13 protein-coding genes are annotated in these 15,920 nt (G+C 66.9%); 8 read left to right on the plus strand and 5 right to left on the minus strand.

Going from position 1 to position 15,920, the window contains the following annotated elements; translation table 11 throughout:
- Positions 1 to 3 precede the first annotated feature (3 nt).
- Together kdpF and GV001_RS14465 are read right to left on the minus strand one after the other, a co-directional pair.
- A complete protein-coding gene (gene kdpF, locus GV001_RS14460) occupies positions 4 to 93 on the minus strand; it encodes a K(+)-transporting ATPase subunit F (protein ID WP_160081013.1) in 90 nt (29 codons plus the stop codon).
- 312 nt (positions 94 to 405) lie between these two features.
- Positions 406 to 1,287 (minus strand): AraC family transcriptional regulator, encoded by an 882-nt coding sequence (locus GV001_RS14465; protein WP_160081015.1) that lies wholly within the window; start codon positions 1,285 to 1,287, stop codon positions 406 to 408.
- A 260-nt stretch (positions 1,288 to 1,547) separates the two neighbouring features.
- Between GV001_RS14465 and GV001_RS14470 the strand changes: the two genes are divergently transcribed.
- The 7 genes from GV001_RS14470 to mmsB all read left to right on the plus strand — a co-directional run bounded on the left by GV001_RS14470 (position 1,548) and on the right by mmsB (position 9,445).
- The gene (locus GV001_RS14470) at positions 1,548 to 3,041 is read left to right on the plus strand and encodes a CoA-acylating methylmalonate-semialdehyde dehydrogenase (protein WP_160081017.1); all 1,494 of its coding nucleotides are present in this window, start codon (positions 1,548 to 1,550) and stop codon (positions 3,039 to 3,041) included.
- 106 nt (positions 3,042 to 3,147) lie between these two features.
- Positions 3,148 to 4,395 (plus strand): ABC transporter substrate-binding protein, encoded by a 1,248-nt coding sequence (locus tag GV001_RS14475; RefSeq protein ID WP_160081019.1) that lies wholly within the window; start codon positions 3,148 to 3,150, stop codon positions 4,393 to 4,395.
- 6 nt (positions 4,396 to 4,401) lie between these two features.
- Positions 4,402 to 5,565 (plus strand): acyl-CoA dehydrogenase family protein, encoded by a 1,164-nt coding sequence (locus GV001_RS14480; RefSeq protein ID WP_160081021.1) that lies wholly within the window; start codon positions 4,402 to 4,404, stop codon positions 5,563 to 5,565.
- A gap of 143 nt (positions 5,566 to 5,708) precedes the next feature.
- The gene (locus tag GV001_RS14485; RefSeq protein WP_160081023.1) at positions 5,709 to 6,527 is read left to right on the plus strand and encodes an enoyl-CoA hydratase; all 819 of its coding nucleotides are present in this window, start codon (positions 5,709 to 5,711) and stop codon (positions 6,525 to 6,527) included.
- Positions 6,528 to 6,578: 51 nt separating this feature from the next.
- Positions 6,579 to 7,682, plus strand: a complete 1,104-nt coding sequence (locus GV001_RS14490) for an enoyl-CoA hydratase/isomerase family protein (RefSeq protein WP_160081025.1) — start codon at positions 6,579 to 6,581, stop codon at positions 7,680 to 7,682.
- Positions 7,649 to 8,533: an oxaloacetate decarboxylase gene (locus GV001_RS14495; RefSeq protein ID WP_372238542.1), complete on the plus strand. Its 885-nt coding sequence runs from the start codon at positions 7,649 to 7,651 to the stop codon at positions 8,531 to 8,533. Before GV001_RS14490 ends, GV001_RS14495 begins: the two co-directional genes overlap by 34 nt.
- Before the next feature lie 27 nt (positions 8,534 to 8,560).
- On the plus strand, positions 8,561 to 9,445 hold the full coding sequence (mmsB, locus tag GV001_RS14500) for a 3-hydroxyisobutyrate dehydrogenase (protein WP_160081027.1): 885 nt from the start codon (positions 8,561 to 8,563) through the stop codon (positions 9,443 to 9,445).
- 146 nt (positions 9,446 to 9,591) lie between these two features.
- Here mmsB and GV001_RS14505 read toward each other — a convergent pair whose 3' ends face one another.
- The 3 genes from GV001_RS14505 to GV001_RS14515 form a co-directional block, all read right to left on the minus strand.
- Positions 9,592 to 10,896, minus strand: a complete 1,305-nt coding sequence (locus tag GV001_RS14505; RefSeq protein WP_160083389.1) for an HlyD family type I secretion periplasmic adaptor subunit — start codon at positions 10,894 to 10,896, stop codon at positions 9,592 to 9,594.
- 58 nt (positions 10,897 to 10,954) lie between these two features.
- Complete coding sequence (locus GV001_RS14510) at positions 10,955 to 13,111, minus strand: type I secretion system permease/ATPase (protein ID WP_160081029.1); 2,157 nt, start codon at positions 13,109 to 13,111, stop codon at positions 10,955 to 10,957.
- A gap of 129 nt (positions 13,112 to 13,240) precedes the next feature.
- Complete coding sequence (locus tag GV001_RS14515; RefSeq protein WP_160081031.1) at positions 13,241 to 14,590, minus strand: TolC family outer membrane protein; 1,350 nt, start codon at positions 14,588 to 14,590, stop codon at positions 13,241 to 13,243.
- 328 nt (positions 14,591 to 14,918) lie between these two features.
- Here GV001_RS14515 and GV001_RS14520 point away from each other — a divergent pair.
- On the plus strand, positions 14,919 to 15,920 hold a 1,002-nt coding region (locus GV001_RS14520), incomplete at its 3' end, for a retention module-containing protein (RefSeq protein ID WP_160081040.1).

Below are 15,920 nucleotides of genomic sequence, written 5' to 3' on the forward strand. Positions count from 1 at the left end.
CTCCTAGCTACGCCCGGCGCGCAGCAGCGCGACCAGCAGATAGATGAAAAGCCCTATGGCCATGGCCAAAGACAGCCCGTCGAGAATGCTCATGCTTGCTTCGCTCCACATTGCGGTTGGGTAGCACGTGGAAACATTCTCTGAAAGATGGCCGTAAAAGTTCGATGTTTGGATAAGCAGCGGTGCGTAAAAAAAACGTAACTTTTCCACGCAATGGGGGAGATGAATCGCACCCGGCAAAGGCATACACCCGTGAGCCCCGGGGGTGAATCGTCTCTGGAGTCAGGGATTCCAGAGTGGTTCGGAAGCAGAAATGGCCCTCTCCGGACGACCTCCTCTGGCCGGCACTGACATCTGCCTCCATCTCCAGCGCGCCGTGAACTCGAGCTCAGACATCAGGCAAATCTAGCCGCGGTGCAGCGCCCGGTAATGGCTGGGCGCCATGCCCACCACCTTGCGGAACAGCCGCGAGAAGTAATAGGGGTCGTCGTAGCCCAGCTGCTCGCCAACCTGCCGCACCTCCAGGCCACCCTGGTCGAGCAGGCGGCAGGCGTGGGCCATCTTCAGGTTGATGAAGTCCTGGATCGGCGCATGGCCGGTCAGCGCGCGGTAGGTCTTGGCGAAGTGGAAGCGCGACAGCTTGAACTGCGCCGCCAGCTCGTCGAGGTTGAGGCTGCCGTGCAGGTGGGCGCGCATCACCGCCTGCACCGCGTCCACGTCCAGCACCCGCCCGGACTTGAGCTTGGCCCGCGCCGGCAATACCGCCAGGGAGCTGAGCAGCGCCTGCAGCTGGTGCGCGGCATGGATGAAATGCGCCAGGTTGAGGCCCTGGCGGTGCAGGCCGAGCAGCGCGTCGAACTCGGCCAGCAGGCGCGGCTGCACGCCGATGCGGCGCAGCCGCACCGGCCCGAGCAGGCGCAGGAAGTCCTCGCACAGGCTGCCGTCAAAGTGCACCCAATACAGGGTCCAGGGCCGTTCGGCATCGGCGCCGTAGGCATGCGCCTGGCCCTTGGGCAGCAGCAGCAGGTCGCCGCCGCCAACTTCTAATCGTCCATCCGCGCTGTCCAGCCAGCCGCGCCCGGCCCGGCAGTAGATCAGCAGATGATCGTCCGGCTGCATGCGCTGCATGCGGTGCCCGGCCGCCTCCGGGTAGAAGCCCAGGGCCAGCGGAAAACAGCCGGCGGCCAGCGGCTGGCGCGCCAGCAGGCGGCGCAGCCTGGGCGGGGTGATGAAGCGCAGGCCACCGGGCGGCAACGGCCAGTTGGAGGTTTCGACAGATGCGGCCATGCTGACTCACCGGTTTCGAATCCCAAGATAGTCCATCCATCCAACAAGATCGTCAATCCACAAGCCTTCACGCAGTGGCTATAACAGGGGCACATGATTCTGCTCACGGTCTCGCGAGCTAGAGCCAGACAAGGCAAAGCTGGCCGAGGGAGCGGAGTTTACGGGTTGTAAATGAGCATCCCGAGGTCAGTTTTAACGCGGTATGGCCGACGCGCAGCAGATCGTGAACAGAATCCAAAAATAAGCTCAGGAGCAACCTGATGGCCCGTGTGATCCCCCAGCTGATCGCAGGCGAGTGGCAAGCAAGCCACTCCCGTGAACTGATCGAAGTGACCGACCCGGCCACCCAGGAAGTCCTGGCCCTGGCACCGAAGGCCACCTCTGAAGAAATCGAGGCGGCCATCGCCAGCGCCAAGAGCACCTTCCTCACCTGGCGCGAAGTGCCGGTGCCGGAGCGGGCGCGGCTGATGCTGCGCTACCAGCACCTGCTCAAGGAACACCACGACGAGCTGGCCGAGATCCTCGCCGGCGAAACCGGCAAGACCTTCGCCGACGCCAAGGGCGATGTCTGGCGCGGCATCGAGGTGGCCGAGCACGCGGCCAACATCTGCAGCCTGATGATGGGCGAGACGGTAGAAAACGTCGCCCGCGAGATCGACACCGCCAGCTATATCCAGCCGCTCGGCGTGTGCGTCGGCATCACCCCGTTCAACTTCCCGGCGATGATCCCGCTGTGGATGTTTCCGCTGGCCATTGCCTGCGGCAACACCTTCATTCTCAAGCCGTCCGAGCAGGACCCGCTGACCCCCAACCGCCTCGCGGAACTGTTCATCCAGGCCGGCGCGCCGAAAGGCGTGCTGCAGGTGCTGCATGGCGGCCGCGAAGTGGTCGACGCCCTGCTGGTGCACGAGGACGTGCGCGCCATCTCCTTCGTCGGCTCGGTGCCGGTGGGCCAGCACATCTACCGCACCGGCACCCAGCACCTGAAGCGCGTGCAGGCCTTCGCCGGGGCGAAGAACCACATGGTGATCATGCCCGACGCGCCCAAGGACCAGGTCATCAGCAACCTGCTCGGCGCCAGCTGCGGCGCCGCCGGCCAGCGCTGCATGGCGATCAGCGTGGCGGTGTTCGTCGGCGAGTCGAAGGCCTGGATCGACGAGCTGGCGGCGCAAATCGCCGAGTTGAAACCCGGCTACTGGAACGACCCGAGCGCCGCCTACGGCCCGCTGATCAGCCAGCAGGCCAAGCAGCGCGTGCAGCGCCTGATCGCCGAGGGCAAGGCCGAGGGCGCCGAGTGCCTGGTCGACGGCTCGCACTGCACGGTGCCGGGCTACCCCGATGGCAACTGGCTGGGCCCGACCCTGTTCCGCGGGGTGACGACGAAGATGGGCCTGTACCGCGAGGAGATCTTCGGCCCGGTGCTGGTGTGCATGGAGGTCGACACCCTGGAGCAGGCCATCGAGCTGGTCAACGCCAGCCCGTTCGGCAACGGCACCTCGATCTTCACCCGCTCCGGCGGCGCCGCGCGGCACTACCAGCATGCGGTGGAAGTCGGCCAGGTGGGCATCAACGTGCCGATTCCGGTGCCGCTGCCGTTCTTCTCCTTCACCGGCTGGAAGGGTTCCTTCTATGGCGACCTGCACGCCTACGGCAAGCAGGCGGTGCGTTTCTACACCGAGACCAAGACCGTCACCAGCCGCTGGTTCGATGACACGCCCGTCAGCGGGCCGAACATGACCATCCAACTGAAGTGAACATTGACCCACTGCAATACGCTGCACATACGACCAAAAGAGAATGCCTCCCTGCTCGCCGGGGCCTCACAGTCGGCCCCGGCACAACAAGAACATGGAGGATGCAATGAAACGACTGACTGCCACCCTGGCCCTCTGGGCCGGGATCACCGCCTGCGCGCAGGCTGCCGAGCCGATCACCCTCGGTCTCAACTACCCGCGCACCGGCCCCTATAAGGAAGAAGGATTGGCACAGATGCGCGGCGCCCTGCTGGCCATCGACGAGCTGAACGCCCAGGGCGGCGTACTCGGCCGGCCCTTGCGCCTGTCCAGCAAGGACAGCGCCTCGCGCCCGGAAAAGGCGGTGAAGAACGTCGACAAGCTGGCCGACGAAGGCGCGGCCATGCTCTTCGGCGGTGCCTCCAGCGCGGTGGCCATCGCCGCCGGCAAGCGCGCCCGCGAACGCGGCCTGCTGTACTTCGGCACCCTCACCTACTCCAACGACACCACCGGCAAGGATGGCCAGCGCTACCTGTTCCGCGAGTGCAACAACGCCTGGATGAGCGCCCGCGTGCTCGGCCAGCACCTGGCCAAGACCCTGCCGGGCAAGCGCTATTTCTACGTGACCGCCGACTACACCTGGGGCAACACCACGGAAAGCTCGCTGCGCGAGACCACCGGCACCCAGGACGCCGGGCAGAACCCGGGCCTCAAGGTGCCCTTCCCCGGCGCGCGCATCGCCGACTACCAGAACGCCCTGACCCAGGCCGCGGCCAGCAGCAGCGAGGTGCTGGTGCTGGTGCTGTTCGGCGAAGACCTGGTGCGCGCCATGCGCATCGTCGAAGACCTCGGCCTGAACAAGCGCATGCAGATCGTCGCGCCCAACCTGACCCAGAGCATCGTCGAGCAGGCCGGCCCGAGCCTGATGGAAGGCGTGCTCGGCACCGAGCCCTGGACCTGGCAGGTGCCCAAGCGCGAAGGCTCGGAACGCGGCATGGCCTTCGTCAAGGCGTTCAGCGAGCGCTACGAGGTCTACCCGTCCAGCTCCGCCGCCTCGGCCTACAGCATCGTCCAGCAGTGGGCCGACGCCGCCAAGCGGGCCAAGAGCCTCGACAGCGAGGCGCTGATCCAGGCCCTGGAAGGCCACAGCTACAGCCTGCTCAAGGGCCAGCAGCAGTGGCGCGCCTTCGACCACCAGAACGTGCAGACGGTGTATGCCGTGCGGGTCAAGCCGCGCGCCGAGGTGATGAAGGACCGCTTCAAGCAGGATTATTTCGAGATCGTGCATCAACTGGACGGCGAGCAGGCCGCGCCCAGCCTGGCCGAATGGCAGGCCGAGCGGCAGGCCGCCAAACAACCCCCGACCTTGCAGTGAGAGCCCATGGACTTTGAACTGAGCGATGAACAACGCCTGCTGGTACATAGCGCCCGCGCCTTCGCCGCGCGGGAACTGGCCCCGTATGCAGCAGACTGGGACCGCGACCACCATTTCCCGGTCGAGGTGATCAAGCGCGCCGCCGAGCAGGGCTACCTGGCCCTGTACATCAAGGAGGAAGACGGCGGCCTGGGGCTGTCGCGCCTGTCCAGTTCGTTGATCTTCGAGCAGTTGTCCGCCGGCTGTATCGCCACCACGGCGTTCCTCACCATCCACAACATGGCCAGCTGGATGCTCGCCAGCTTCGCCGACCAGGCGTTGAAGGACGCCTGGCTGCCGCGCCTGACCAGCGGCGAGCTGCTGGCCTCCTATTGCCTGACCGAGCCGGATGCCGGTTCCGACGCCGCCCGCCTGCGCACCCGCGCCAGGCGCGACGGCGACGACTACGTGATCGACGGCAGCAAGTGCTTTATCTCCGGCGCCGGCAGTACGGATGTATTGATCGTCATGGCGCGCACCGGCGAGGACGGCGCCAAGGGCGTGTCCTGCTTCCTGGTGCCGGGCGACGCGCCGGGGGTGAAGTACGGGCGCAACGAACTGAAGATGGGCTGGCGCGCCCAGCCGACCCGCTCGATCAGCTTCGAGGGCGTGCGCATTCCCGCCGGCAACCGCATCGGCCCGGAAGGCCAGGGCTTCGTCTATGCCATGAAGGGCCTGGACGGCGGCCGCATCAACATCGCCAGCTGCTCGCTGGGCGCGGCCCAGGCGGCGCTGGAGCAGAGCCTGCGCTACGTCGAGGAGCGCAAGCAGTTCGGCAAGGCGCTCAGCGAATTCCAGGCCCTGCAGTTCAAGCTGGCCGACATGCTCACCGACCTCACCGCCAGCCGGCAGATGGTGCGCCTGGCCGCGCACAAGCTGGACAACGGCCACGGCGAGGCCAGCCTGTACTGCGCCATGGCCAAGCGCTTCGCCACCGACCACTGCTTCAGCCTGTGCAACGAGGCCCTGCAGCTGCACGGCGGCTATGGTTACCTCAACGACTACCCGCTGGAGCGCTGGGTGCGTGACAGCCGCGTGCACCAGATCCTGGAGGGCACCAACGAGATCATGCGGGTGATCATCGCCCGGCGCCTGCTGGACCAGGGCGGCATGCTCGATCGCCTGTTGTAGCCTTGGTTGATCGTTCCCACGCTCCGCGTGGGAACGCCGCCCCGGACGCTCCGCGTCCGGGCACGAGACAAGCGGGACGCAGAGCGTCCCAGGCCAGGTGCCCACGCAGAGCGTGGGCACCATCGGAACTGACGAGGACACTTATGAGCAACGCCATCGAAGCCTACAAGCCCGGGCTCTTCGACCTGACCCACAAGATCACCGTGGAGAAACACGGCCACACCGCGCTGATCACCCTCAACCACCCGCCGGCCAACACCTGGGACCGCGACTCGCTGATCGGCCTCAAGCAGCTGGTCGAGCACCTCAACCGCGACGACGACATCTACGCCCTGGTGGTGACCGGCCAGGGCGGCAAGTTCTTCAGCGCCGGGGCCGACCTCAACCTGTTCGCCGACGGCGACAAGGCCCGCGCCCGCGAGATGGCGCGGCGCTTCGGCGAGGCCTTCGAGGCGCTGCGCGACTTCCGCGGCGTGTCGATCGCGGCGATCAACGGCTACGCCATGGGCGGCGGCCTGGAATGCGCCCTGGCCTGCGACATCCGCATCGCCGAACGCCAGGCGCAACTGGCCCTGCCGGAAGCCAGCGTCGGACTGCTGCCCTGCGCCGGCGGCACCCAGGCACTGCCCTGGCTGGTCGGCGAAGGCTGGGCTAAGCGCATGATCCTCTGCGGCGAGCGCATCGACGCCGAGACCGCCCTGCGCATCGGCCTGGTCGAGCAGGTGGTGGACAGCGGCGAGGCCCGCGGCCATGCCCTGCTGCTGGCGGCCAAGGTCGCGCGGCAGAGCCCGGTGGCGGTGCGCACCATCAAGCCGCTGATCCAGGGCGCGCGCGAACGCGGAGCCAATACCTGGCTGCCCGAGGAGCGCGAGCGTTTCGTCGACCTGTTCGACGCCGACGACACCCGCGAAGGGGTCAACGCCTTCCTCGAGAAACGCGACGCGCAGTGGCGCAATAAATAATCGGCGCCCACTCGCCCACAGGGTGCGCCGCGCGCACCAGGAACCCCGAAGATGAACGTGCATTTCGAAGAACGCCATGCCCAGCACGGCTACCGCATCGGCATCGCCAGCCTGGATGCGGAGAAGAGCCTGAATGCCCTGACCCTGCCGATGATCGAGGCGCTGGATGCCCGGCTCAAGCAGTGGGCGGACGACCCGGCCATCGCCTGCGTGCTGCTACGCGGCAACGGGCCCAAGGCCTTCTGCGCCGGCGGCGACGTGGTGCAGCTGGTGCAGCAGTGCCGCGAGCACCCCGGCGAGGTGCCGCCCCTGGCGCGGCGCTTCTTCGCCGACGAATACCGCCTCGACCACCGCATTCACACCTACCCCAAACCGCTGCTGTGCTGGGCCCACGGCCATGTGCTGGGCGGCGGCATGGGCCTGATGCAGGGCGCGGCGATCCGCATCGTCACCCCGAGCAGCCGCTTAGGGATGCCGGAGATCAACATCGGCCTGTACCCGGATGTCGGCGGTAGCTGGTTCCTCGCCCGCCTGCCGGGCAGGCTCGGCCTGTTTCTCGGCCTCACCGCCAGCGGCATCAACGCCCGCGACGCCCTGGACCTGAACCTGGCCGACCGTTTCCTGCGTGACGACCAGCAGGACGCCCTGCTCCACGGCCTGAGCCAGCTCAACTGGCAGGAGCAGGCCGCCCAGCAGCTCAACAGCCTGCTGCGCGCCCTGGAGCACGAGGCCCGCAGTGCACTGCCGCAGGCCCAGTGGCTGCCGCGCCGCGAACGCCTCGACACCCTGCTCGACGTGGCCGACCTGCCCGCCGCCTGGCGCGCCCTCAGCACCCTGCAGGGCGACAGCGACCTGCTCCTGGCCCGCGCCGCCAAGACCCTGAGCGAGGGCTGCCCGCTCACCGCCCACCTGGTCTGGCAGCAGATCCAGCGCGCCCGTCACCTGTCGCTGGCCGAAGTGTTCCGCATGGAATACGCCATGAGCCTGAACTGCTGCCGCCACCCGGAATTCCCCGAAGGCGTGCGCGCCCGCCTGCTCGACAAGGACCAGGCGCCGAAGTGGCACTGGCCGGACGTGGCGGCCATCCCACCGGCGGTGATCGAAGCGCACTTCGCCCCGGTATGGGAAGGCGCGCATCCGCTGGCGGATCTGTGAGCGCGAGCCCGCCAGTGCCCAGCCAGATGCAGCGGGCCCTGGCCTTCCAGGCCCTGCACCAACGCCCCGGCTGCTTCGTCATCCCCAACCCCTGGGATGCCGGCTCGGCCAAGGCACTGGCCGCCCTCGGTTTCGAGGCGCTGGCCACTACCAGCGCCGGCCTGGCCTTCAGCCTGGGCCGCGCCGATGGCGCAGGCTTGATCAGCCGCGAGGAAACCCTGGTCAACGCGCGGGCGATCGTCGACGCGACCGGGCTACCCGTCGCCGCCGACCTGGAGAACGGTTTCGGCACTAGCCCGCAGGCGTGCGCACAGACCATCCAGCTGGCAGCCCGGGCCGGCCTGGTCGGCGGCTCCATCGAGGACGCCAGCGGCCGGGCCGATCTGCCTATCTACCCCTTAGAACTGGCCGTGGAGCGCATCCAGGCGGCAGTCGCCGCGGCCCGTGCCCTGCCCTTTCCGTTCACCCTCTGCGCCCGGGCGGAGAATTTTCTGCACGGGCGCCCCGACCTGGCCGACACCATTCGCCGCCTGCAGGCCTATGCCGAGGCCGGGGCCGACGTGCTCTACGCGCCGGGCCTGCGCAGCCGCGAAGAGATCGCCGCGGTGGTGCGCGCCGTGGCGCCGAAACCGCTCAACGTGGTGATGGGGCTGGGCGCGGCCAGCTTCACCGTCAGCGAACTGGCCGAGCTGGGCGTCAAGCGCATCAGCCTCGGCTCGTCGCTGGCCCGCGCGGCCTTCGGCGCCTTCCTGCGCGCCGCCGAGGAAGTCCGCACGCAGGGCAGCTTCACCTTCGCCGAACAGGCGGAGCCGTTTGCCCGGATCAACGCCCTGTTCACGCCACAACCCTGAACACCGTCAGCGAGGAGAACAATAACAATGACCCAGATTGCCTTTATCGGCCTCGGCCACATGGGCCTGCCCATGGCCCGCAACCTGCTCAAGGCCGGCTTCGCCGTGACCGCCTTCGACCTGGTCCCGGAAGCTGTCGCCAGCCTGGTCGGCGACGGCGGCAAGGCCGCGGCCAGCGCCGCCGATGCGGTCCGCGGCGCCACGGTGGTGATCAGCATGCTGCCGGCCAGCCGCCATGTGGAAAGCCTGTACCTGGGCGATGCCGGCCTGCTGACGCGGATCGCCGCAGGCGGCCTGGTGCTGGAATGCTCGACCATCGCCCCGGACTCGGCGCGCAAGGTGCACGCGGCGGCCGCCGCCCGCGGCCTCGCCATGCTTGATGCGCCGGTGTCCGGCGGCACCGCCGGCGCCGCGGCCGGCACCCTGACCTTCATGGTCGGCGGTGATGCCGAGGCGCTGGAAAAGGCCCGGCCGATCCTCGCCGCCATGGGCAAGAACATCTTCCACGCCGGCCCCGACGGCGCCGGCCAGGTGGCCAAGGTGTGCAACAACCAGCTGCTCGCCGTGCACATGATCGGCACCGCCGAGGCCATGGCCCTGGGCGTGGCCAGCGGCCTGGACCCGGCCGTGCTGGCCGAGATCATGCGCCAGAGCTCGGGCGGCAACTGGAGCCTGGAGAAGTACAACCCCTGGCCGGGGGTGATGGAAAACGTGCCGGCCAGCAAAGGCTATAGCGGCGGCTTTATGGCCGAGCTGATGGCCAAGGACCTGGGCCTGGCCCAAGAGGCGGCGCAGGCCACGGCCAGCAGCACGCCGATGGGCGCCCTGGCCCTGCAGCTGTATCGCCTGCTGCTCAAGCGGGGTGACGGCAAGCTGGACTTCTCGGCGGTGCAGAAGCTGTTCGTCGAGTGACGGCCCGGCGCCGGCAACGCACCAGACGCCTCGAACCGCTGGTGCGCACGGCGCAGCCTACGCGCGGGTGGCCTCACTGCTGAGTGATCCCTGAAAAACCAAAACGCCGCAGTGAATGCGGCGTTTTGCTTGGCGGGCGGAGCCTGTCAGCGCTCGCGCAACGCCTCGGCCCGGGCGCGGATGATCGGCTTGAGCAGGTAGCTCAGCACGCTCTTCTTGCCGGTGATGATGTCCACCGAGGCGACCATGCCGGGAATGATCAGCAGCGGCTTGGCCGCGCTGCCCAGGTGGCTCTTGTCGGTGCGCAACTGGATCAGGTAGAAGCTGTTGCCTTCCTCGTCGGTGACGGTGTCGGCGCCGATCTGCTCCAGCTCGGCGCGCAGCCCGCCGTAGATGGTGTAGTCGTAGGCGCTGAACTTGACCATGGCCTCCTGCCCCGGATGGAGGAAGGCGATGTCCTGCGGACGGATGCGCGCCTCCACCAGCAGGCTCTCGCCCAGCGGCACGATCTCGACGATATCGCTGCCCGGCTGGATCACTCCGCCGATGGTGTTGACCAGCAGCTGCTTGACGATGCCGCGCACCGGCGAAGTGACCAGGGTACGGTTGACCCGGTCTTCCAGGGCCTTGCCGGTCGACTGGATCTTGCTCAGTTCGGTGCGCGCCTCGTTCAGCTGGGTCAGGGCCTCGCTGCGAAAGCGCCCGCGGGTCTCGTCGATCTTGCGCTCCACTTCCTTGATCGCCGCCTCGGCCCGCGGGATGGCCAGGGTGGTGGCTTCCAGCTGACCGCGCGCCTCCACCTCGGCACGCTTGAGGCGCAGCACTTCCACCTGGGAGATCGCGCCTTCGGCGACCAGCGGCTCGGACATCTGGATTTCCTGGCGCAGCAGGTTGAGGCTGTTGCGCGACTGCCCCTGCTTGGAGGCGTACTCGCGCAGCTCCTGGCGACGCTGAGTCAGCTGCTCTTCCAGGCCGGCCACCTCGTCGAGCAACTGCTGCTTGCGGCTGTTGAACAGTTCGATCTCGTTGTCGGCCAGGCCCGGGGCCTTCTCCCGCACTTCCGCCGCCACCACCAGCTCACGATCCTGCACCTCGGCACTCAGGCGCTCCACGCGCAGCAGCAGGGCCAGGCGGTCGGCTTCGGTCTCGCCGACGTTGGAGGCGAAACGGGTGTCGTCCAGGCGCAGCAGGGGATCGCCGATCTCGACTATCTGCCCTTCGCGCACGAACAGCTCGGCGACTATGCCGCCCTCCAGGTTCTGGATCTTCTGCAGGCGCGAGGAAGGGATGGCCTTGCCGTCGCCACGGGTCACTTCATCGACCACGGCGAAATTGGCCCACAGCAGGCAGAAGGCGACAAAGGCCACCAGCGCCCAGATGGTCAGGCGGATCACCCGCGGCGCATCCTCGATCAGCGCCTTGCTGACCTCGGGCAGGGGCTCGCTGCCCATCGCGTCGCGGCCGCCGAAATAGGCGCCCAGGGCCTGGCGCAGACGCTTGCCGGTTGCTTTAGCTGACACTGACCTGCCCCTTCTTCAGCGCTTCCATCACACTCCCCTTGGGCCCGTCGGCAATGATCTGGCCACGGTCGACGATCACCAGGCGATCCACCAGGCTGAGCATCGAGGCGCGGTGGGTGACCAGCAGCAGGGTCTTGTTGGCGATCATCGCCGCCAGGCGCTGCTTGAGGCGCTCCTCGCCGGTGTTGTCCATGGCGCTGGTCGGTTCGTCCAGCAGCAGGATCGGCGGATCGAGCAACAGCGCGCGGGCCAGGGCGACGTTCTGCCGCTGGCCGCCGGAGAGGTTCTGCCCGCGCTCGCCGACCTGCAGCTCGTAGCCCTTCGGGTGCAGGCGGGCGAACTCGTGCACGCCGGCCAGTTCGGCGGCCTGCAGCACCAGTTCGTCCTCCACGTAACGCGCGCCGGCCACCAGGTTGTCGCGCAGGCTGCCGGAAAACAGCTGGATGTCCTGGGGCACGTAGCCGATGTTGTAGCGCAGGTCGCTGACGTCCAGCTGGCGCACATCGATGCCGTCGACCAGCAGGTTGCCGCTATCGGCCTGGTACAGGCCGACGATCAGCTTGGCCAGGGAACTCTTGCCCGAGCCGCTGCGGCCGATGATGCCGATCTTCTCCCCCGGACGGATCACCAGGTTGATCTTGTGCAAGGCCGCCTGCTGCTGTTCCGGATAGTGGAAGTCGACCTGGCGGAACTCCACCGCGCCCTGCAGCGACTGGCGCTTGAGCGGGCGCTCGTTGTCCTGGCGCTCCTGCGGCAATTCCATCATCTGGTTGACCGAGTCCAGGGTCACCCTGGCCTGCTGGTAACGGGTCAGCAGGCCGGACATCTGCGTCAGCGGGCCCAGGGCGCGGCCGCTGAGCATGTAGCAGGCGATCAGCCCGCCCATGCTCAGGTTGCCGGCGATGATCTGGTAGACCCCCAGCACCACCACCACCACGCCGGCCATCTGCTGCAGCAGCATGGTCGAGTTCATCGCCAGGCTGGACAGCATGCGCGCGCGCAGCTCCAGGCGGCTGAGCGTGCCGATGGTCTGCTCCCAGATGTATTGCCGCTCGCTCTCGGCATTGTTGACCTTGACCGCGTCCAGCCCGGCCAGGCTCTCGATCAGGCTGGACTGGCGCTCGGCGGCCAGGGCCATGGTGCGCTGCATGGTCTCGGCCAGGGGCCGCTGCAGGGCCCAGCCGATCAGCGCCACCAGGGGGAAGGCGAGTATTGGAATCCACACCAGATGCCCGCCGATCATGGCGATCACCGCCAGGATCAGCAGGGTGAACGGCAGGTCGATGACGCTGGCCAGGGTCAGCGAGGCGAGGAAATCGCGCAGGCTCTGGAACTCGTGGATGTTCTGCGCAAAGCTGCCGACCCGCGCGGGGCGGAACTTCATGGCCATGCCGACGATGCGCTCGAACAGGGTGGCCGAGATGATCAGGTCGGTCTTCTTGCCGGCCAGGTCCAGGCACAAGCCGCGCAGGGTCTTGAGCAGCAGGTCGAAGAAGAACACCCCGGTGATGCCGATGGCCAGCACCCACAGGGTGGCCTCGGCCTGGTTGGGCACCACCCGGTCGTACACGTTCATCACGAACAGCGGCGTGGCCAGGCCGATCAGGTTGATCAGCAGGCTGGCGGCAATGGCATCGACATACAGCCAGCGGGAACGCTTGAGGGTGTCGCGGAACCAGGATGTGGCCCGCGGGATCAGCTCGCCCCGGTTGAAGTCGAACTTGTGCAGGGGCTGGGCGAAGAACGCCTGGCCGCTGTAGTCCTCGCGCAGGACCTCGAGGTCGACCAGCACCTCGCCGCCCTCGCTTTCGCACGGCATGACGCGCGCGCGCTGCTGCTCATCCCAGCCCAGCAGCAGGGCACTGCGCCCGTCGCGCAACAACAGCAGCGCCGGCATGGCGATGGCCGGGATCTGCTGCAGCTCGCGACGCAACCAGCGCCCCTGCAAGCCGGCCCGCGCCGCGGCGCGTGGCAGCAGCTCGGCGCTCAGCCGCTGTTCCGGCAGGGGCAGCCCCGCCGTCAGCATGGCGCGGCTGACCGACTTCTGATGCAGAAGGCACAGCGACAGCAGGCTGTCCAACAGCGGATCGTCATGGCGATCACGCGGATCGCTACGGGTCTGGGTCTGACTGATATCTACTGCCACTCGGGGTCACTCTTGCGCCGAAGAAAGCCGACTCATCGCCAGGCACGGTCATCGCACTATTGCCGGGCAGTCACGCCGTGGCGTGCCCTGCAGCCGACCCGCCTCGCCGCGGGTCGAGCGGCCCGGGGTTCAGTTCAGGCCGGGCAGCTGGGCTTCGCTCTGGACTTCGTCCAGCGGCGCGGAGGCCATCGGTGCGACCACCCCCTGGCTCTTGAGCAGCGCGCCCATGGTGGCCTTGATCCGGTACTGAGTAAACAGCTCCAGAAAGCGCACTTCCTCGAGTCGCCGGGAGGCGGTGAACAGTTCGTTCTCGCTGTCCAGCAGGTCGAGCAGGGTGCGGTCGCCGAGGGTGAACTGCTTCTGATAGGAGTCGCGCACGCGGCTGCTGTAGTCGACATACTGCTCGGCGATCGGCACCTGCTGACGCGCGTTTTCCAGCGCGTTCCAGGCCAGGCCCAGCTCCTCGTTGAGCACCCGCAGCGCGTTGTTGCGCACGTCCATCGCCTGATTGGTCAGGTGCGCCTTGGATTGCAGGTCGGCCTTGTTGCTGCCGCCGGCGAACAGGTTGTAGCGCATGCGCACCATGGCCTGCCACTCGTTGACATGGCCCTCGGTGCCGTCCAGGTTGTTGTTGGCGCCGTGCTCCAGCTCGGCATCGAAGCGCGGGTAGAAGGGCGACTTGGCCGCCTCGTACTGCTGCTCGGTGGCCTGCACATCGGCCTCGGCCGAGCGCAGCAGCGGGTTGCTCGCCAGCATCTCCACCCGCGCCGCCGGCAAGTCCGCCGGCAGCTGGCCGGCCAGGCCGGCCGGGCGGCTCAGTTCGGCGGGGTCGCTGCCCACCACGCTGAAGTAGTTGACCCGCGCATCGGCCAGGTTGGTCTGCTCGGTGATCAGGTTGTTGCGGGCCTGGGCCAGGCGCGCTTCCGCCTGATCGAGATCGGCCATGCGCCCTACCCCGCGCTCGCTGCGCAGGGTGATCTGGTCGTAGATGCGCTCATGGCTGCGCAGGTTGTCCTGGGCCAGGCGCACCATCTCCTGGCGGCTGAGCACATCGAGATAGGCACGCACCACGTCCAGGCCGGTACGTTCGGAGGTGCCCATCAGTTCATAGGCCCGCGCATTCACGGTAGCGCGCTGGCGGGCCACTTCGCTGCGGGTGGCGAAACCGTCGAACAGCATCTGCTGCAGACGCACGCTGGATTCGCCGCGGGTCAGGGTTTCATAGTCGTGCTCGCCGCTGCTATTGCGCACGCCCGGATCGTCGGTGCCCTCGCGCCCGTAGCCGGCCAGCAGGTCGACCCGCGGCAGATAGCCGCCCTTGGCCGCCTTCATCTGTTCTTCCACGGACAGGCGGGCATTCACCCCTGCCTGGACTTCCGGATGATGGTCGAGCGCGCTCTGCAGCGCCTCGCTGAGGGTCTGTGCCTGGGCGGAAACCGAGCAGGTGAAGAGGAACGGCAGAACGACGGAGAAGCGCATGGGGAGGGGAAATCCTTTGAACAGGGCAAGGCGGATCTGCACAACGCTGGATCGCTGAAAACGCCGGATCAACGACGTCGATTAAGTCACTGCATTAAAGTGACGCGGCTCACAGATTAATCTTATCGATATCAAAGTGACATCACGATAGCCAATTGTTTATGATCGCCGAAAGAGGGTCAATACTTTGTCGCGCATCAATTCCAAATAGACATAAGACAACTTATTGTCGCCAATACTTTGACCATTGCCACGCTACTCCAACGCCTACAACTTCAATTCATCTGCGTGCACAACCTTCCCAGTGCGCTTTAGCAGGAGCGGATCCATGAGCAGCATCGTCGCCGTTATCAAAAGCATCATCGGTCAGGTTTTTGCCGTTTCGATCGATGGCTTGAAGCGCCAGGTATTCGAAGGCGATCAGCTGTTCGCGGGGGAGCAGCTCCTCACCGATGCCGGAGGCAGTGCCACCATGCAACTGGCCAGCGGCGAGGTCGTCCAGCTGGGGGCAAGCGCCGCCTGGCAGGCCGGCAATCCGCAGGCGGAGGCAGAGGCAGGCAATGACGACGAACCCGTCTCCGAGCTGGAGCAGGCCCTGGCCGAAGGCTTCGACCCGACCACCGGACTGGAAGAAACCGCAGCGGGCGCGGCAGCCGGCGGCGGCACGGGCGGCGCGGCTGGTGGCGGGCACAGCTTCGTCATCCTCGACGCCACCGGCCAGCAACTTGAGGCGACTGTTGGGTTTGAAACTGCAGGCCTTGGGTTTGTAGGCGAGGGTCTGGATGAGGAGCTAGGTGGGGCAGATGATGGCGACACCATCACAGGCATAGTTGACCAGCAAGCTAACAGGGCTCCAACAGCACTCGCAGACGAGTTCACCGTTAATGAAGATGACAGCATTAGCATCAACGTATTAGGTAACGACAGCGACCTCGACGGTGACAGCCTGAGCATCACCCAAGTCAACGGGCAAGCCATTAGCGAAGGCAACTCCGTCACCATCACTAATGGCAGCATCACACTGACCAACGGCCAATTGGTATTCACCCCCGACGCCAATTACAACGGCCCAGTTAGTTTTTCCTACACCATCAGCGATGGCGTATTGAGCAGCACAGCCGCTATTAACGGCACGGTAAATCCGCAGAACGATGCGCCGGTCATCGTCGTCACCGCCGCTCCGGCGCTCCAGGAAAACAGCGCGGCCGAAGGCAATACCGTGGCCACCTTCACCGCCACCGACGAAGAAGACGGTGTTCCTGCGGTCGACTTCACGCCCGGCAGCAATGACGCCGGCTACTACGCCATCAACGGCAACAACGTGGTACTG

The organism is Pseudomonas sp. 8AS, from assembly GCF_902506505.1.
GTDB lineage: Bacteria > Pseudomonadota > Gammaproteobacteria > Pseudomonadales > Pseudomonadaceae > Aquipseudomonas.